The organism is Mycobacterium sp., from assembly GCF_008709575.1.
Taxonomy (GTDB): domain Bacteria; phylum Actinomycetota; class Actinomycetes; order Mycobacteriales; family Mycobacteriaceae; genus Mycobacterium.
On sequence record NZ_VYIK01000008.1, the window covers coordinates 1 to 18804 of the forward strand.

The 18804-nt window shown below is 65.3% G+C and carries 17 protein-coding genes; 10 read left to right on the forward strand and 7 right to left on the reverse strand.

Going from position 1 to position 18804, the window contains the following annotated elements:
- Positions 1–51: 51 nt before the first annotated feature.
- Together F6Q13_RS02890 and kstD are read right to left on the reverse strand one after the other, a co-directional pair.
- A complete protein-coding gene (locus F6Q13_RS02890; protein ID WP_293051966.1) occupies positions 52–921 on the reverse strand; it encodes a MaoC/PaaZ C-terminal domain-containing protein in 870 nt (289 codons plus the stop codon).
- A gap of 1 nt (position 922) precedes the next feature.
- Entirely contained in the window at positions 923–2605 is a 1683-nt protein-coding gene (kstD, locus tag F6Q13_RS02895) for a 3-oxosteroid 1-dehydrogenase (RefSeq protein ID WP_293051969.1), read from the reverse strand.
- 72 nt (positions 2606–2677) lie between these two features.
- Here kstD and F6Q13_RS02900 point away from each other — a divergent pair, with 72 nt between their 5' ends.
- From F6Q13_RS02900 to F6Q13_RS02940, 9 genes are all read left to right on the forward strand, one after another.
- A complete protein-coding gene (locus F6Q13_RS02900) occupies positions 2678–3463 on the forward strand; it encodes a 2-keto-4-pentenoate hydratase (protein WP_293051972.1) in 786 nt (261 codons plus the stop codon).
- Between the two features lie 12 nt (positions 3464–3475).
- Positions 3476–4399: an acetaldehyde dehydrogenase (acetylating) gene (locus F6Q13_RS02905; RefSeq protein ID WP_293051975.1), complete on the forward strand. Its 924-nt coding sequence runs from the start codon at positions 3476–3478 to the stop codon at positions 4397–4399.
- Positions 4396–5439 (forward strand): 4-hydroxy-2-oxovalerate aldolase, encoded by a 1044-nt coding sequence (dmpG, locus tag F6Q13_RS02910; protein ID WP_293051978.1) that lies wholly within the window; start codon positions 4396–4398, stop codon positions 5437–5439. The genes F6Q13_RS02905 and dmpG overlap by 4 nt, the downstream gene beginning before the upstream one ends.
- Positions 5440–5550: 111 nt before the next feature.
- Positions 5551–6678: a hypothetical protein gene (locus F6Q13_RS02915; RefSeq protein WP_293051980.1), complete on the forward strand. Its 1128-nt coding sequence runs from the start codon at positions 5551–5553 to the stop codon at positions 6676–6678.
- Positions 6679–6683: 5 nt separating this feature from the next.
- A complete protein-coding gene (locus F6Q13_RS02920; RefSeq protein WP_293051982.1) occupies positions 6684–7466 on the forward strand; it encodes an SDR family oxidoreductase in 783 nt (260 codons plus the stop codon).
- Positions 7466–8611, forward strand: a complete 1146-nt coding sequence (locus F6Q13_RS02925; RefSeq protein ID WP_293051983.1) for a sulfotransferase — start codon at positions 7466–7468, stop codon at positions 8609–8611. Before F6Q13_RS02920 ends, F6Q13_RS02925 begins: the two co-directional genes overlap by 1 nt.
- A 769-nt stretch (positions 8612–9380) precedes the next feature.
- The gene (locus F6Q13_RS02930) at positions 9381–10598 is read left to right on the forward strand and encodes a PPE family protein (protein WP_293051986.1); all 1218 of its coding nucleotides are present in this window, start codon (positions 9381–9383) and stop codon (positions 10596–10598) included.
- 23 nt (positions 10599–10621) lie between these two features.
- On the forward strand, positions 10622–11800 hold the full coding sequence (locus F6Q13_RS02935) for a PPE family protein (protein ID WP_293051989.1): 1179 nt from the start codon (positions 10622–10624) through the stop codon (positions 11798–11800).
- A 92-nt stretch (positions 11801–11892) separates the two neighbouring features.
- Positions 11893–13263: a nitrate/nitrite transporter gene (locus F6Q13_RS02940; protein ID WP_293051992.1), complete on the forward strand. Its 1371-nt coding sequence runs from the start codon at positions 11893–11895 to the stop codon at positions 13261–13263.
- Positions 13264–13360: 97 nt separating this feature from the next.
- Here F6Q13_RS02940 and F6Q13_RS02945 read toward each other — a convergent pair whose 3' ends face one another.
- Positions 13361–13819 carry a hypothetical protein gene (locus F6Q13_RS02945; RefSeq protein ID WP_293051995.1) on the reverse strand — a complete coding sequence of 153 codons (459 nt, stop codon included), beginning with the start codon at positions 13817–13819 and terminating at the stop codon, positions 13361–13363.
- Entirely contained in the window at positions 13816–14973 is a 1158-nt protein-coding gene (locus tag F6Q13_RS02950) for a Rieske 2Fe-2S domain-containing protein (RefSeq protein ID WP_293051998.1), read from the reverse strand. Before F6Q13_RS02950 ends, F6Q13_RS02945 begins: the two co-directional genes overlap by 4 nt.
- A gap of 107 nt (positions 14974–15080) precedes the next feature.
- On the opposite strand from F6Q13_RS02950, the gene F6Q13_RS02955 reads away from it, so the two are divergent.
- Positions 15081–15605: a gamma carbonic anhydrase family protein gene (locus F6Q13_RS02955; RefSeq protein WP_293052002.1), complete on the forward strand. Its 525-nt coding sequence runs from the start codon at positions 15081–15083 to the stop codon at positions 15603–15605.
- Positions 15606–15684: 79 nt separating this feature from the next.
- Here F6Q13_RS02955 and F6Q13_RS02960 read toward each other — a convergent pair whose 3' ends face one another.
- From F6Q13_RS02960 to F6Q13_RS02970, 3 genes are read right to left on the reverse strand one after another with little or no spacing between them, the layout of a single operon-like run.
- Positions 15685–16566 (reverse strand): TIGR03619 family F420-dependent LLM class oxidoreductase, encoded by an 882-nt coding sequence (locus F6Q13_RS02960; RefSeq protein ID WP_293052005.1) that lies wholly within the window; start codon positions 16564–16566, stop codon positions 15685–15687.
- On the reverse strand, positions 16563–17732 hold the full coding sequence (locus F6Q13_RS02965; RefSeq protein ID WP_293052008.1) for a thiolase domain-containing protein: 1170 nt from the start codon (positions 17730–17732) through the stop codon (positions 16563–16565). Before F6Q13_RS02965 ends, F6Q13_RS02960 begins: the two co-directional genes overlap by 4 nt.
- A complete protein-coding gene (locus tag F6Q13_RS02970; RefSeq protein WP_293052011.1) occupies positions 17732–18796 on the reverse strand; it encodes a thiolase domain-containing protein in 1065 nt (354 codons plus the stop codon). The genes F6Q13_RS02965 and F6Q13_RS02970 overlap by 1 nt, the downstream gene beginning before the upstream one ends.
- Between the last annotated feature and the right edge of the window lie 8 nt (positions 18797–18804).

Consider the following 18804-nt stretch of genomic DNA (forward strand, 5'->3'; position numbering starts at 1 on the left):
GATCCTGGAGTCCATTGGAAGATTAATAAAACGAATTAACGGCGCGGGACACTAGGTCGGGGCCAACTCGACGCCCGACAGCACTACCGCGTGGTCGCGCGAAGGCGCGACCACGCGGGCCAGCAGGCGGCCCTCGTTTTCCCAGATACTGACTTTCAGCGTCTCGCCGGGAAACACAACGCCCGCGAAGCGCGCGCCGAACGAGCCGACCGCGGCGGCATCGGCGTCCAGCATCGCGTCGACGATGGCTTTGCAGGTCATGCCGAAGGTGCACAATCCGTGCAGGATCGGCCGCGGAAACCCCGCGGCGGCCGCGAATTGGGGATCCGAGTGCAGCGGGTTGCGGTCTCCGCACAGCCGGTAGAGCAACGCCTGCTGGGGGAGCGTCGGCAACTCAACTTCGAGGTCCGGAGCGCGGTCGGCTACGGCAGCCGACGACCCGCTACCTGAAGGCCCGCGCTCGCCGCCGAATCCTCCTTCGCCGCGGGCGAAGACGGATCGACGCTGAGTCCACAGCGGCGCGCCGTCCAGCGTGGTCACCGATGTCTCGACCACCACCACCGCGGCCGTGCCCTTGTCCCAGATCTCGACTATCCGGCTGACTGAGCGGGCGCTGCCAGACGGCGGCAAGGGTGCGGGTACGCTCACCTGCTCAGATCCATGCAAGATCTTGGCCAAGTCGATCTTGACACCGGGCCAACTGACTTTCGGCGGCTGGGTTTCGTTGAACGACGCGGCGACGCAGCCGAAGGTCGGCAAGACCTGCGGCGTGTGGTCGATCACATAGCTCAGTTCGCGCGGATCGGTCGGATCGGCGCCGGCCCCCAAAGCGAGGTTGTAAAGCTGAACATTGGTTGATGTCCAGGAGAATTCGACCGATCCGAACTCGGCACCCAGCGCGGCGTCTACGTCGATCGGCATGTCATGACTCTCCGGCGATGTGCAGCGCCGCCACGTAGCCGAACGTCATTGCCGGTCCGATGGTGCCGCCCGGGCCAGGGTAGGTATGCCCCATTACCGGGGCGCTCACATTGCCGGCGGCGTAAAGACCCTCGATCACGCTGCCGTCGTCGCGCAGTGCTCGTGCGTGCGCGTCGGTGCGGATGCCTCCCTTGGTGCCCAGATCACCGGGCACCATCTGCACGGCGTAGTAGGGGGGATGCCGCAGCTCACCCAGGCTCGGGTTGGGCTTGTTCGTCGGATCGCTGTAATAGCGATCGTATGCGCTTTCGCCGCGATGAAAATCCTCGTCGATGCCGCGGCGAGCGAACCCGTTGAAACGGTCCACCGTTGCGACCAATCCGGTGGGATCTACCCCGATCCGGTCCGCCAAACCGGTTATGGTGTCGGCCATCACCACGGCACCCGCCTCCAGCCACTTGCGGGGAATTCGCTGCCCACCTTGCAGTCCGGCGAACAGGTAGCGATCGCGGCAGCGTTGGTCGAAGATCATCCACGCGGGAAGGTTTTCGGCCGGTCCGGGACCCTGGCCCCACTTGCCGCCATACATCCGGTGGGTGGCTTCGACGTAGGGCAGCGCTTCGTTCATGAATCGCTTTCCCGCGGTGTTGACGATGATCGACCCGGGCGCGTTGCGCTCTGACAAGGCGAACCACGGGCCGCCGGGCAGCGGGATCGTCGGACCCCACCAGGCGTCTTCCATCAAATCCAGAGCAGTCCCGAGTTTTTCGGCGGCGAGGATGCCGTCGCCGGTGTTGGCGGCAGCACCGACGGTCCAGCCGGTTCCGATCGGCTCGCGCTGATATTTGACTCGCATCTGCTCGTTGTGTTCAAAGCCCCCGCATGCCAGGATGACACCGCGGCGAGCCCGGATGAGGGTTGGATCGCCGGCGTCGTCGGCCCTGGTGTCGCGCACGTAGGCGCCGCGCACGGCGCCATCCTCGACGTACAGGTCGGTGAGCGCAGTGTTGAGCCGGACCGGCACGCCGGCTTCGCGCAGGCCGATCCGTAACGGGCCGATCAGCGCGCGGCCCATGCCGACGAGATTCTTGCCGGTTGCCTTGGCCCACAATGTCCGGGCACCGACTCGCAAACTGCGCAGAACACCCTTCGGGTGCCGCTTGAGCAGGTTCAGTCGGACGTAATCTTGTTGCAGTACAACCACATTAAAAGGAACCTTGCTGTAGGGAGGTTCGAGCGCGACCAGGTCCGGGCCGAGTTTGTTGGCGTCGAATGGTTTCGGCTCGATCGATCGACCACCCGGACGACCGCCCGGTGCTTCCGGGTAGTAGTCGGAATAGCCCGGCACCCAACACATCTTCAACGGTGTATGCTTAAGCACGAAGGACAGCATTTCCGGGCCGCGCTGTAGGTAGGTGTCGATACGCTCGGAGTCGACGACGTCGCCGATGATTCCGTGCAGGTAGGTACGGGCCGCTTCCGCAGTGTCGGAGACACCATCACGCTCGAGAATCTCGTTGTTGGGAATCCAGACCCCGCCGCCGGAGCGGGCGGTCGAGCCGCCGTAATGTGCCGCTTTCTCGATGACTATTACCGAAAGGCCGCTATGAGCAGCCGTGAGCGCAGCAACCATGCCTGCACCACCGCTGCCGACCACGACGACGTCGTACTCGTGCCCTGTCATGTAGAACACGTTATAGAATTGCCCTGGCCGGCCGCTACCGGCCCGCTCACACCGACGAGGGGACTTCGGTCAATGATCTCGGCTGCCACCCGTGCACTGCTCGCCGCCGAGTTGGCGCAGGCCGAGCGCAGCCGAGTGCCGGTTGTGCCGCTGACGACCGCCTATCCCGAGATCGACGTCGTCGACGCCTACGCAATCCAGTTGATCAACGTCCGGCAGCGGGTCGCCGAAGGGGCCCGCGTGGTGGGACACAAAGTCGGGTTGTCGTCGGAGGCTATGCAGAAAATGATGGGCGTCGACGAACCCGACTATGGCCATCTGCTCGATGAGATGGAGCTTTTCGAGGACACCCCGGTCAGGGCGGCCGACTACTTGTATCCGCGGGTGGAGGTCGAGGTGGGTTTTATCCTGGCCGACGACCTGCCGGGTGCCGGATGCACCGAGGACGACGTGCTCCAGGCGACGGCCGCCATCGTGCCGGCCATCGAGCTGATCGACACCCGCATCACCGACTGGAAGATTGCGCTGTGCGACACCATCGCCGACAATGCCTCCTCGGCCGGCTTCGTCCTCGGCCGACAGCGGGTCGCGCCGGCCGAAATCGATGTCATGAGCATCGACGCGGTCTTGACCCGCAACGGTGAGATAGTGGCCAAAGGCCGCAGTGACGCAGTGCTGGGCAACCCGGTGACCGCGGTGGCCTGGCTGTCCCGCACCGTGGAAAGCTTCGGCGTGCGGCTTAAAGCCGGCGACATCGCGTTACCGGGCTCGTGCACCCCAGCGATCGACGCCCGCCCGGGCGACGACTTCGTCGCCGAGTTCGGCGGGCTCGGGTCGGTCCGTTTATCGTTCGAGTAAGAGGAAGCAGACATGGCGTCCAAGGCGAGTGTGGCCATCGTCGGATCCGGCAACATCAGCACCGACCTGCTGTATAAATTGCTGCGGTCGCCATGGCTTGAGCCGCGCTGGATGGTCGGGATCGACCCGGCTTCTGAGGGTTTGGCGCGGGCGCGCAAGCTCGGCCTGGAGACCACCGACAAGGGGGTCGACTGGCTGCTGGCCCAGCCCGAAAAACCCGACCTGTTATTCGAGGCCACCAGCGCCGCCGTGCACAGGGCGGCCGCGCCGAAATATGCCCAGGCCGGAATCCGGGTCATCGACTTGACGCCGGCCGCGATCGGCCCGGCGGTGGTCCCCCCGGCAAACCTGCTCGAGCACCTCGACGCTCCGAACGTCAATATGATCACCTGCGGCGGTCAGGCGACGATCCCCATCGTGTACGCGGTGTCGCGGGTGGCGCCGGTGCCCTACGCCGAGATCGTGGCGTCGGTCGCATCGGTGTCGGCCGGACCGGGCACCCGGGCCAACATCGACGAGTTCACCACGAGCACCGGCCGGGGCGTGCAGACCATCGGCGGCGCGCAGCGCGGCAAGGCGATCATCATCCTCAACCCCGCCGACCCGCCGATGATCATGCGCGACACGATCTTCTGCGCGATCCCCGAAGACGCCGACCGTGACGCGATCGCGCAATCCATTCACGCCATGGTCGCCGAGGTGGCGACCTACGTGCCTGGTTACCGGTTGCTCAACGAACCGCAGTTCGACGATCCCTCGCTCAACTCCGGCGGCCAGGCGCTGGTGACCACGTTCGTCGAGGTCGAGGGTGCCGGAGATTACCTACCGCCCTATGCCGGCAACCTCGACATCATGACCGCGGCGGCCACCAAGGTCGGCGAGGAAATTGCGCGCAAAAGGGATGTGACCTTGTCGGTTGTGGGAGGTGCACGATGACGAACAGCCTCTGGGACGTCCGGATCACCGACACGTCGCTGCGGGACGGGTCGCACCACAAACGCCACCAATTCACCAAAGACGAAGTCGGCTCGATTGTGGCCGCGCTGGACGCCGCCGGGGTGCCGGTCATCGAGGTGACGCACGGCGACGGCCTGGGCGGGTCGTCGTTCAATTACGGCTTTTCGAAGACGCCCGAGCAAGAATTGATCAAATTGGCCGCTCAGACGGCGAAAGAAGCCAAGATCGCATTTTTGATGCTGCCCGGAGTGGGCACCAAAGAGGACATCAAAGAAGCACAGGACAATGGCGGCTCGATCTGCCGGATCGCCACCCACTGCACCGAGGCGGACGTGTCTATCCAGCACTTCGGGCTGGCTCGCGAACTCGGCTTGGAAACAGTCGGGTTTTTGATGATGGCCCACACGATTCCGCCGGAGAAACTGGCCGCCCAGGCCCGCATCATGGCCGACGCCGGCTGCCAGTGCGTTTACGTGGTCGACTCCGCGGGCGCGCTCGTCCTGGAGGGGGTGCGCGACCGGGTCGGTGCGCTGGTGGCCGAGTTGGGGTCTGATGCCGAGGTCGGTTTCCACGGGCATGAAAACCTCGGCCTGGGAGTGGCCAACTCGGTGGAGGCGGTGCGGGCCGGTGCCAAGCAGATCGACGGCAGCTGCCGTCGATTCGGTGCCGGTGCCGGCAACGCGCCGGTCGAGGCACTCATCGCAGTGTTCGACAAGATCGGTGTCAAGACCGGCATCGACTTCTTCGACATCGCCGACGCTGCCGAGGACGTCGTGCGCCCGGCGATGCCGGCCGAGTGCCTGCTCGACCGCAACGCGCTGATCATGGGATACGCCGGGGTTTACTCGAGCTTCCTCAAACACGCGGTCCGACAGGCCGAGCGCTACGGTGTCCCTGCTTCGGCCTTGCTCTACCGGGCCGGTCAGCGCAAACTCATCGGCGGCCAGGAAGACCAGCTCATCGACATCGCGCTGGAAATCAAACGCGAGCAGGCCTCCGGACGGGCGGTTACCCACTGACGCTGGCGGCAACAGGCATCGCCGGGTGGTTTGCTGGTGTGTGTGACGTCGAGCAACTGTGCCGGTTGTTCGCCCATTGACGAAAAATAGAACACGTTCTAGCGTCTAGGCGTGTTCTCCCAGCCGTTGATCGAGGCGATAGCGGAGGCCGAGAAACTCGTGGCCGCTGCACCGCACATCGAGACCGAATCCGATCTGCTCGAGGGATTGCAGTATTTAGCGGGCTGCGTCTCCGCATGCACTCAGCTCGCCTTCGCCTACGAGCGCGACCATCCGTTCCTGCTCACCGGGACCGGGCCCTTCACCAAGATGGGCCTCGATAACCCGGACACGCTCTACTTCGGCTGTCGAGTGCAGGCCGAGCACGATTACGTGGTCACCGGAACCCGGGGCACTACCACCGATCTGAGTTTCCAATTGCTCGGCGGTGAATACAACTCTGCCACCGTTCCGACAAGCCAGGCCGCATTCGACGACCGCGAGCTCGACGTCGCCGAGGACGGCAGCTTCCAGTGGCGTTTCCGGCCCGCCAGCCCGGGGCAACTGGTGATTCGTGAGGTCTACGGCGACTGGTCACAGCGGCGCGGCACCGTGGCCATCTCACGCCTGGATACTTCGGGTACCGCGCCGCCGCCGCTGACTCGGGCAACGATCGAAAAACGTTATGCCACTGCAGCAAAACAACTGGTCAACCGGGTCAAGACGTGGCTGCAATTCCCGCAGTGGTTCTATCTCAACATTCCGGTCAACACGATGGTCGCCCCTCGGCTGACGCCGGGCGGGTTGTCGACCCAGTACTCGTCGGCGGGTCACTTCGACCTACGGCCCGATCAGGCGCTGATCATCACGCTGCCAGTGATCGACGCGCCCTACCTCGGCTTCCAGCTGGGCAGCATGTGGTACATCTCGCTGGACTACATCAACCATCAGACATCGCTTAATGCCAGTCAGGCGCAAGCTGATCCGGATGGCAAAATCCGGATCGTCGTCTGCGACCAGAACCCCGGTGTCACCAACTGGGTCGAGACGCTGGGACACCGGCGGGGCTTTCTGCAGTTCCGCTGGCAGCGGGTAACCCGGGCGCTGACCGCGACCGATGGACCCGATGTCGATCTCGTCGACGCCGATGCCGTACCGGCGACGCTGCCATATTACGAGCTCAACAAGATTTCCGAAGACGACTGGCGCGCTCGGATTGCGCAGCGCCAAAACCAAATTGCTAACAGAATGCTGGGGTAGTAGTGATGGCTGGGATGCTCGACGGCAAGGTAGTGGTGATCAGCGGTGTCGGCCCTGCACTGGGAACCACGTTGACTCGGCGATGCGCCGACGAGGGCGCCGATCTGGTGCTCGCAGCCCGCACCGTGGAACGCCTCGAACATCTTGCCAAGCGGGTCAACGATACCGGACGGCGGGCGGTGGCAGTCGCCACCGACATCACCGACGACGAGCAGGTGAAGAGTCTCGTCGACACCGCATTGGCGGCCTACGGCAAAGTCGATGTGCTGATCAACAACGCGTTCCGCGTGCCGTCGATGAAGCCCCTGGCCGCAACCACGTTTGCGCATATCAGGGATGCCATCGAGTTGACGGTTCTCGGGGCATTGCGGCTCATCCAGGGTTTCACTCCGGCGCTGGCACAGGCGAAAGGCGCGATTGTCAACGTCAATTCCATGGTGATCCGGCATTCCCAGCCGAAGTACGGCGCCTACAAGATGGCCAAGTCTGCGCTGCTGGCCATGTCGCAGTCGTTGGCGACCGAACTCGGCGAGCAGGGAATCCGCGTGAATTCCGTTGCGCCCGGCTATATCTGGGGTGACACCCTGAAAGGGTACTTCGAGCACCAGGCTAACAAATACGGCACGACGGTGGAGCAGATCTACACGGCCACTGCCGCCAACTCCGACCTGAAGCGGCTGCCCACCGAAGACGAGGTCGCCTCGGCGATCCTTTTCCTGGCCGGCGACCTGTCGAGTGGCATCACCGGTCAGATCCTTGACGTCAACTGCGGGGAATACAAAGCCTGATGTCGGAGCGTACCGATGTCGGCACCGTCGAGGAGTTGCACGCTTCGGCGGCCAAGCTGACCGGGCTGGATGACTTCGGTGCCGACGAAGACAACTATCGTGAAGCGCTGGCCGTGCTGCTGGACTCCTACCGGCGCGAGGCCGATCTGACCCCGCTGGGCGGAAAGATGTGTCGGTTCTTCCTGCGCGGCGCTTTGGTTGCCCGACTGCTGTCGCAAGCCGCGTGGAAAAAGTATCCCCAGCACGCCGACGTGGCGATCGAACAGCCGATCTTTGTCACCGGGCTGGTGCGCACCGGCACGACTGCGCTGCACCGCTTGCTCGGTGCCGATCCGGCGCATCAGGGTCTGCAGATGTGGCTGGCCGAGTATCCGCAACCCCGCCCGCCGCGCGGGACCTGGGAATCCGACCCGGTCTATCGCCAGATCGCCGACCGGTTCGCCCGCCATCACCAGGAGAACCCCGATTACACCGGGCTACACTTCATGGCCGCCGACGAGCTCGAGGAGTGCTGGCAGCTGTTGCGACAGTCGTTCCATTCGGTGTCCTACGAGACGCTGGCTCACGTGCCCGGTTACGCGCACTGGCTGTCCGGACAGGATTGGGTTCCGGCGTATCGACGGCACCGCAAGAACCTGCAGCTGATCGGCTTGCACGACGTCGACAAGCGGTGGGTGCTCAAGAACCCCAGCCACCTCTTCGCGCTGGATGCGCTGATGGCGACCTACCCCGATGCTCTGGTGGTGCAGACCCACCGCCCGGTCGAGACGATCATGGCGTCGATGTGTTCGCTGGCACACAACACCACCGCGGGTTGGTCGAATACCTTTGTCGGCGCTCAAATCGGTGCCGACGCGATGGAGACCTGGTCGCGGGGACTGGACCGGTTCAACACGGCACGCGCCAAATACAATCCGGATCAGTTCTACGACGTTGACTACGACGATTTTATCGCTGATCCGATCGGGACTGTGGCAGGGATCTACCGTCACCTCGGCGTGCCGCTCACCGATGAAGCGCGGATGGCCATGGAAGTTAGTCACGCGAAAAGCCAGACCGGTCCGCGGGCGCCCAAGCATATATATTCACTGGCGGACTACGGGCTCACCGCGGAAGCGGTCAAAGAGCGCTTTGCGGGGCTGTAAAGGCTCCCGGACGTGCGGTTGTTCGTCGAAAACTGCCCTCCATCAGAGGTTTTTGCTATCACAGGGGGGAGCACGCCAGTCGGCGGTGGCCATAGGCAAATTTATTAAACACCATTTGTATAAAATTCTGAACTTTTTACTCACGCTGATTTCAAAATTGCTTCTCGATGCAACAGGGCAAGGGTTTTGCTCATGCTGATTTGAAATGTAGTTGTAACACATTTTCAGCGACCTCACATTTTGCTCGCAGCTGGATCGCAGTCCCGTGCAGAATGCTCTGCGATTAATAACACCTGCCGAAGTGCGATGTCGCGAGTCGGCGTCTGCGCTACCGCGAATTGCGCCCCCGCCGGCGCCGCGGAAAGTGATCGGGTGAGCGCGATGATGCGCGCTCGTTTCGGTCGGCGCGGTCTTCGTTGTGCGCTCAGGAGGACGGATGGCTATGGAAAGTGTCGGGGCCGGTAAAAAGCTCCCAGGTGGCCGTGATCTTGGTCATCGAAGCGACGGCAGGTGCCCATCGGTGGATAGCGCCGGGTCCGAAGTCCGGTACCGTTCGGTGGTCGACGTGCCGGAACTCCCGGGGACGAAAATCCTGCCGAGTTCACTGCCGGCTGCGGCCGCGCTGCGCTCGACTCGGCGGCACGTGCCGGCGCCGGCTCGCCCGTGCCGGCTGTCACGTCGGGCACAATACCGGGGTGCGCGCCGGCCGATGCCCACCGCATCGCAGCCAGCGTCACCCGTGACGCGGAAGATCCGCTAAGGAGTGTCGGTGCTCGATTTCGCAGCGCTACCCCCGGAGGTCAACTCTGGCCGGATCTATGCCGGTCCGGGTTCGGGGCCGATGCTGGCGGCCGCAGTGGCCTGGGATGCACTCGCCGAAGAGTTGGAGGTGGCCGCGGCCGGCTACTCCTCGGTGCTGTCGGGCCTGACCGGCCAGCAGTGGTCGGGCGCGGCCGCGTCCGCAATGGCTGGTGCGGCCGCGCCGTATGTGGCCTGGCTGTCGACCACCGCGGCGCGGGCCGAGCAGACCGCCACCCAGGCCAAGGCGGCGGCAGCGGCGTATGAGGCGGCCTTCGCGATGACGGTGCCGCCGCCGGTGATCGCGGCCAACCGGGCCACGCTGCTGGTGTTGATCGCGACCAACTTCTTCGGGCAGAACTTCCCGGCGATCGCGGCCACCGAGGCGCACTATGCCGAAATGTGGGCCCAAGACGCAGCCGCGATGTACTCCTACGCCGGCTCCTCGGCCGCGGCGACCACGCTGACCCCGTTCGACGAGCCGCCACCGACCACCGATCCCGCGGGGCAGGGTCTCCAGACGGCGGCCGTGATCCAAGCCGCCGCCGGTGCGGCCGGTCGGCCGGTGGTCGTACCGGCCACGACAACGACGTCGTCGACGGATTCGGCCGGTGCGGGGAGCGTGATCGGATGGATCCCGCTGTTCGGCACGACGAATCTGCTCGGATCGACGACCATCTTCGGCTCGCAAGGCTTCCTGGGCCCGACGTTCCTCGGGGCGAGTTCGACGACGTATGCCAACCAGACCCTGAACCTCGGCTTCCGTGCCAACTCGCAGGTCAACGAAGGCACCAGGGTCATGAACCTCGGCGTCAACTGGGCACGTGACATCGACGCGGTCGCGCGGTTCAATGCCGAGCAGGCTGCCAAGGCTCTCACCGCCGGGCTCGGGTCGGCCAGCCCGGGGTCGGTGACGGCGGGCTTGGGCCGGGCCGGGTTGATCGGGTCGTTGTCGGTGCCGCCGAGTTGGGCCGGGGAACCGGTGACGATCCGCCCGACCGCCCTGGCGTTGCCGGGTGCCGGTGCCGCTGGTGCGCCGCCCCCGCAGCCGATGCCGGGCAGCGTGTTCAGCCAGGGGCTGATGAGTGCGCTGTCCACCGAGACCCAGCCGGTGCACCCGAAGTCCAAACCTGTGCTTGTGCGTAACCCGACCTCCGAGCGTGGCGGTCGCGTACGCAACCGAAATTGACCGATGAAGAAGGGATTCGACCCATGGATTTTGGCGCACTGCCCCCCGAAATCAACTCGGGCAGAATGTATTCCGGCCCAGGTTCGGGGCCGCTGCTGGCCGCTGCCACCGCCTGGGAGCAACTGGCCCACGAACTGAGCTTCTCGGCGTCCTCCTACGGGTCGGTGGTCGCCAACCTGACCAGTTCGGGATGGCAGGGCCCGGCCGCTACGGCGATGGCCGGCGCCGTCGCGCCCTATGTGGCGTGGCTGCACAACGCCGCCGCCCAGGCCGAACAGACCGCCGCCCAGGCCAAGGCCGCCGCTGCCTCCTTCCAGAGCGCGTTCAGCGCCGTGGTGCCGCCGCCGCTGATCGCGGCCAACCGCACCCAGTTGACGTCGCTGATCGCGAGCAACTTCTTCGGGCAAAACAGCCCGGCGATCGCGGCCACCGAGGCAGCCTACGACGAGATGTGGGCCCAGGACGCCGCGGTGATGTACGGCTATGCCGGGTCCTCGGCGTCCGCGTCGGCGTTGGCGCCGTTCAGCCCGCCGCCGCAGACCACCAACCCGGCCGGGACGGCCGCCCAAAGCGCGGCCGTCGCCCAGGCCGGGGCCACCGGCGCCGGCCACGCCGGTGCCCTGTCGGGGCTCACCACCGCCCTGCAAAGCCTGGCCGCGCCGGCCTCCACATCCTCGGGTGCGGCGACCTCAGGGGCGGTGGTCCCCACGATCGGCGGGGTGTCGATCGTCAACTATCTGTTCGAGGGCGTCTCACTCGGGGGCATGGCGTTGTCGACCAACGACGAGACTTGGCGCCTCATCGCGCTGGGCACCAGGCTCGCGGGCTTTTACGGCGCCGCACTGCGCGACTTCGCCCGGGGGCAGGGACCGTTTTCGCCGTTTTACGGGATCCCGCTGCCGGCCTCAAACGCCTTGACCGCCTCGGCCGTCGTCGGTCAGGCCAGCCAGGTCAGCGGCTTGTCGGTGCCGCCAACCTGGGCCGCGACCATCGCTCCGGCGGCCGAGAGCGCGGATATGGCATTGGCGGCCGCCAGTGCGGCCAGTGAAGGAGTCGCCAGCATGCCCAGTGCCATGTTGTTCGGCGAAACCCTGCTGGGCACCCTGGCCGGACGCGCGATCAGCGCCGCCGCCGCCAAGTCCCGGGAGAACAAAGACAAGACCAACAACAAGGTCGTGCCCCGCTCCCCGGCCGCCGGCTGACCGTCCGGAGCCGGGCGGCAGCGAGCCGCACTGTAGGATTAAACGCGGTTCCGTCTCAGTTCCGACGTCCTCGATGAACAGAAGACATCCCAGTGCCTAAGCGCCGCATCGTGGACTGGGACCCGGAAGACGCCGCGGCCTGGCGGGCCGGCAACAACCGCATCGCCCGGCGCAATCTGATCTGGTCGATCGCAACCGCGCATGTCGGCTTTTCGATCTGGTACCTGTGGTCGGTGATGGTGCTGTTCATGCCGCAGACCGTCTATGGTTTCTCGACCGGTGACAAGCTTCTGATAGAGGCCACCGCGGCCCTGGTCGGGGCCGCCGCGCGCACCCCTTACTCGATGGCGACTGCCAGGTTCGGCGGTCGCAACTGGGCGGTGGCCTCCTCGGCGGTGCTGCTGATCCCCACTGTCGGGACGATTTTTCTGCTGGCCTACCCCGGCCTGCCGTTGTGGCCGTATCTGGTGTGTGCTGCGCTGACCGGATTGGGTGGTGCCAATTACGCAGCCTCGCTGGCCAACGTCGAAGCTTTCTACCCGCAGCGGCTCGAGGGCTTTGCGCTGGGTCTGGCCGGCGGTGTCGCCAACCTCGGGGCAGCGTCCATGCAGGCGGTCGGACTGGTGGTGCTTGCCACTGCAGGTCACGAAGCGCCGTATCTGGTGTGTGCGATCTACCTGGTGCTGCTGGCCATCGTCGGTGTCGGAGCGGCGCTTTACATGGACAATTTCCCCCAGCCCATCGCGGCGCGCGACCTGCGATCAATACTTCGGGTCCCCGACACGTGGGTGATCGCGTTTCTCTACATGTGCGCCTCGGGCTCCTTCGTCGGATTCTCGTTCGCCTTCGGTCAGGTGATGCAACACAGTTTTTTGGCCGCTGGGCAAACCCATGGCCAGGCATCGCTGCACGCCGCCGAGATTGCGTTCACCGGACCGCTGGTGGCCTCGGCGGCACGCATAGTCGGAGGCAACGTGAGCGACCGCTTCGGCGGGGGCCGCGTCAGCCTCGCCTTGTTCGTCGGCATGGTGCTGGCCGACGGATTCCTGGTCGCCATGAGCGGCCACGACGATGCCGCCCACGGTTCCGGTGCCCCAACGACGGTCTTCACGACAATCGGCTTAGTCGTCGGCTTCCTTGCGCTGTTCGTCTTCGCCGGTGCGAGCAGGGGCTCGGTGTTCAAGCTGATCCCGTCGGTTTTCGAGGCGCGCAGCCGGACGCTGGATCTCAGCGACGCCGAGCGTCGTCGCTGGGCACGCATCAGGTCAGGGTCGTTGATCGGGTTGGCCAGTGCGTTCGGCGCGTTCGGCGGTGTCGGGATCAATTTGGCATTGCGGCAGTCTTATGCGAGCACCGGCTCGGCAACCCCGGCATTCTGGGTGTTCTTGGCGTTCTATGTCGGCGCCGCGATCCTGACCCGGATGCGCTACGTGCGACCGCAGGGCGAATTAAGGCTCAGCTGAGGGAGCTTACGAGATGTGCAGCCTGCATGGGGTTCTGGCGTGTCCCGGCCGGCAGCCGTGGCGCAGATCGGCGCCTTTTGCCCGGCGTGCAGGGAAGTTAACCGTCGCCGGGGGACGGCGCAGTCGATCCCGCGTCCAGACAGCCCTCTGCCACCGCGTGCTCGATACTGTCGCTCAATTTCGGACAGGCCCGGCTGCGGGCGCTGTCCCCGCCTGCTGCACGGACTGCGGCGAAGTAGGCGCAGCGCTGCGACGCCTCGGTGTTCCATTGCACCGCGGTGTGACCCGGCCCCAGCTTCTTGACCTGCACCCGAGCCTGGCAAAACCGGCAGTGCACGGGCTGCAGGCCCGATGTCAGGTAGCGGTCGCGCTCAGCTCGGGTGGCCGCACGCACCGCAGCCAAGCGCTGTGGATCGTTGGCGAAAGTCGTTACCTGAGAACGTGGTCCGGTGGGTCTCCCGGTGGCGTTCGGATGCGGACCGTCGTGGAAGCCGTGTGCCGCCAACATCAACCGGGCCAGCCGGTCGGCGTCGGGCGGCTCGTCGCGCGAGCTCATTGCGAAACCTGAGCCGGCTTTCCTTCGGAGGTGGCCAGCCGCCGGAGGTTCTCCTCGACCTCGGCGTGCCACTTCTGGTTGGCCACGGTGGTATCCACCTCGATCTCGAAGCGGTCGGTCATGTCGGGTGTGATGTCGGCGACGTCGACGTAGAACTGCTGATACCAGCGCCGCATCTGGTAGACGGCACCGTCCTCCTCGACCAACAGCGGATTGTCGATGCGGGTCTTGTGCTTCCAGATTTCGACGTCCTGTAGAAAGCCCTTGCTCACCCCGTTGGTGAATGTATCGGCCAGCTTCTCGGTCATCGCCTCGTCCAAGCCCTTGGGCTTTTCCACGATGACACCCCACTGCAGCACGAACGAGTCCTGGGTCACCGGGTAGTGGCAGTTGATCAGGATGGACTCGGCCTTGTAGTCGCCGTAGCTGTTGTGCAGCCAGTTGATCATGAACGACGGCCCGAAGTACGAAGCCTCCGAATCCAAATGTGCTTCGCCGTAGCTGGTGCCCATGTCGCCGACATCGGGCCGACCGACATTGTGCAGATACTGCGAGGCGATATGCCCCTCGAAGACGTTCTTGAAATACGTCGGCAGACCGAAATGGATGTAGAAGAAATGCGCCATATCAGTGACGTTGTCGATGATGTCGCGGCAGTTGGAGCCCTCGATCAGAATGGAGTTCCACCGCCAGTCGGTCCACTCGTCGCTGGCCGCCTCGGGGATCTCCGGGATCCGCACCTCGGGCTGCGGCGGGTTGCCCTCGTGATCGTGCCAGACGAACAGTAGCCCGCCGCGCACATCGGTGTGCCAGGCCCGGGTGCGTGCCAGTCGCGGCGTTCGCTTGGCGTAGGGCACCAGCTTGCACTTCCCGTCGCCACCCCAGCGCCAGTCGTGGAACGGGCAGGCGATTTCATCGCCCTTGATGGTGCCCTGGGCGAGGTTGCCGCCCATGTGCCGGCAATAGCCGTCCAGGACGTGCAGGTCGTCGTGCGAGTCGGCGAACACGACCAGATGGGTGCCGAACGCCCCGATTCCGTGCGGCTGCCCGTCCAGGTAGTGGGTGACCGGCCCGAGGCAGTGCCAGCCCCGCGCGTAGCGGTCGGGAAGGGCGCCGGAGTCGATCTCGCGAATACCGGCTGTCTCGGTAGCCATGACGCCTCCAACTTCGTCAGCTTCTAACTAGAACACGTTACAGTTTTTCCCGGGTATCTCGCAACGAAGGCGGCTCTTACCACCGCGACCTGAGGTATACGTGAACAATGCCGTTGTTTTCGTTCGAAGGCCGATCGCCAAAGGTCGACGCCGCCGCTTTCATCGCTCCCACCGCGACCCTGATCGGGGACGTTACCGTCGAGGCGGGCGCCTCGGTGTGGTTCAACGCCGTGCTGCGGGCCGATTACGCGCCGATCGTGGTGCGAGAAGGCGCCAACGTGCAGGACGGTGCTGTGCTGCACGCACCTCCGGGTATTCCGGTCGACGTCGGCCCGGGCGCGACGGTGGCGCATCTGTGCACGATTCACGGAGTCCAAATCGGCGCTGAGACGCTGATCGCCAACCATGCCACCGTGCTGGACGGCGCGGTGATCGGCGCGCGCAGCATGATCGCCGCCGGAGCGCTGGTGGTGGCCGGCAGCCAGATTCCGGCGGAGGTGCTGGTGATGGGGGCACCGGCCGTCGTCAAGGGCCCGATCGCGGGGACCTCCGCCGAAATGTGGGTGAACGCCAACCCGCAGGCCTATCAGGAATTGGCCCGGCGCTACCTGGGCGGGCTGAAACCGCTCTGAACCGGCCGCGCGGTCGCGGCCGCCCGGACCGGCCCGCGAGAGCGCCGACTCGCGACGTGCGCAGGGCGTTCGGTACCGGTCAGCTGTCCTGCCATCCCGAGTGGATATAGTTGTCGGCGAAGCGTTTCAGTGAATCCTTCTTCTGCTGCAGCGGCGCGTCGAAACCGAGCCCGTCTAAGATCCAGGGGATCACGATATTGTCGGTGACCCCGGACTCCGCAAGCTCGCGGTGCCCATCGACACCGAACTTGTCGATGCAGACCGCCTGGAACTCGAACGGTTGCTCAGACCTGCCGTATTCGGCGCGTAACGCGTTCAGTGTGCGGATCGTTTCGGCAAGCTGCTCACCGGTCATCATGGCGCTCGTCCAGCCGTCACCGACCCGGGCGGCACGGCGCAGCGCGGCCTCGGTGTGCCCGCCGACGTAGAACGGTACGGGCCGACTAGGCGCCGGGCTCATCTGCAGCCGGTCGAAATCAAAGAACTGCCCGTGGAATTCGACCATGCCGCCGCCCAACACCAGTTTGATGACTTCGATCATCTCGTCGACCCGCGCGCCGCGCCGCGCGAAAGGCACCCCACACCATTCGAATTCCTCCGGCGCCCAGCCGATCCCAACACCAAAGCCGAACCGGTTGTTGGTCAAGTTGGCAACCGAGCCGACCTGGCGGGCCAGCAGCAAGGGATTACGGGACCCGAGCTTCATCACGTTGGTGTAGAAGCGCAACGTCGAGGTAACCGCGCCCATTGCAGCGGCAGCAATCAGCGGGTCTACCCAGGGGGTGTTCGCATTCCACATCCGCGACCCGTCTGGCGTATAGGGGTAATCAGCAGCCGCCTTTTCCATGTAAAAGAGCGAGTCAGGCAGTGCTATGGAGTCGAATCCGACTTCCTCGGCAGTCCGCGCGATCTCCAATAACTCGTCGATCGGACCCATCGCGATGCTGCAGGTGTACTTCACGGCTTATCGGCTCCAACCACCCACATCGAGAAGTACTGAGAACCGCCGCCGTACGCATGACCCAGTGCCCTTCGGGCACCGGGGACCTGATGCGCGCCCCCCTTGCCCATCACCTGGATCGCCGCCTCGGCGAAGCGGATCAGCCCCGAGGCGCCGATCGGGTTGGACGACAGCACTCCGCCGGAGGGGTTCACCGGCAGTCGACCGCCGATTGCCGTCTCGCCGGCCTCGGTGAGCTTCCAACCCTCGCCCTCCGGGGCGAACCCCAGGTTCTCCAGCCACATCGGCTCGAACCAGGAAAACGGCACATAGATCTCGGCGACATCGATTTCGTCGAACGGATCGGTGATCCCGGCCGCCTTCCACAATGCGGCCGCGCAATCCCGGCCGGCCTGCGGGTTGACCTGGTCGCGACCGGCGTAGGCCAGCGGCTCGGTGCGCAGCGCCGTGGCCTGTATCCAGGCCACCGGATGGCCGTCGGCGACCCGCTCGTCGGCGATCTGCTCGTCGCCGATCACCATCGCGCACGCCCCGTCGGACGAGGGGCAGGTCTCGTCGAACCGGATAGGGTCCCAGAGCATTTGCGAGGACAAAACCTTTTCCAGCGTGATATCGGGTTGCTGCAGATGGGCCAACGGGTTTCGGCTGCCGTTGAGCCGGTCCTTGACCGCGACCATCGCGCCGATGTGGCTGGGCGCATTCGCGCGGCGGATGTAGGCGCGCACGTGGGGTGCGAAATAGCCGCCGGCACCAGCACCGACCGGCTTGGTGAACGGCACCGGAATACTGAGCGCCCACATGGCGTTAGATTCGGACTGTTTCTCCCAGGCCATCGCCAGCACACGCCGGTAACGGCCCGACTGCACAAGGCTGGCCGCCACCACGCCGGTAGACCCACCCACCGAGCCGGCGGTGTGCACTCGAATCAGCGGCTTTCCGGTGGCCCCCACCGCATCGGCCATGAACAGTTCCGGCATCATGACGCCCTCGAAGAAGTCCGGCGCCTTGCCGACCACGACGGCATCGATGTCATCGAATGTGGAACCGGAGTCGGCCAGCGCCTTATCGATCGCCTCACGCACCAGGCCGTTCATCGAGACGTCGTGGCGCTTGGCGACGTATTTGGTCTGCCCGGTGCCGAGCACCGCGGCGAGATTCCCGGCCATCAGTTCTTCCCTTCCATCACCGTGACCAGATTCTGTTGCAGCGCGGGACCACTGGTGGCATGAGCCAGCACCCGCTGCGCCGAGCGACTCCAAATATGTTGCGCGGCAAAGCCAATGCGTTCCAGGCCGGCGACAAACATCGGGTTGGCCGCCAGCGCACCGCCAGACGGGTTGATTTTGGCCGACGAGCCCAACCCGATCGCGTCGGTGAGGATCAACTGCTGATGGGTGAACGGGGCGTGCAATTCCGCGATGTCGATGGAACCGACGTCACCGCCGGTCGCTGTCCGGGCAGACGCGGTGGTGGACGGTGACACGGTTAAGTCGCGGGCACCGAGCACCGGCGTCTCGATGCGATGGTCGAAACCGGTGATCCACGCCGGGTTCTCCCTCAGCTCACGGGCACGCCCGTCGGCGGCCAGCACGATCGCGGCGGCGCCGTCGGTGATGGGCGCGATGTCATGGCGGCGCAGCGGGTCGGCGAAAAACGGTCGGGCCAGTAGCTCGTCGATGCTGGTGGCCGGCTTTTCCGAGTCGGTGCGCTCGGCGCAGGAGAACGAGTCCAAGGCCACTTGGGCCATCTGCTCGGCGGTCCATTTGCCGGTGTCCAGGCCGAGGCGGGCCTGCAGTCCGGCCATCGACACCGAGTCCGGCCACAGCGGCGCCACCGTGTACGGGTCGGTCTGCCGTGACAGGATGCGGCGCAGCACGCCGGCCGAGGACTTGCCGAACCCGTAAACCAGCGCGGTGTCGACCTCGCCGGTGAGCAGCTTGATGTAGGCCTCGAAAAGCGCCCAGGCGGCGTCCATTTCGACGTGTGACTCATTGATCGGCGGCACCGCGCCGATCGAGTCGATCGCCGAGATGAACGAGAATGCCCGTCCGGCAAGGTAGTCCGAGGAGCCCGAGCACCAGAAGCCGATGTCGGCCTTGGTGATGCCCAGATCCTGGTAGAGCTGAGCGAAGCAGGGCATCAGCATTTCGACGCCATTGGTGGTGCCGTCGGTGCGGCGTACGTGGGGCGCGTGGGCGAAGCCGACCACGGCGACATCGCGAGCAGTCATAACAGCCT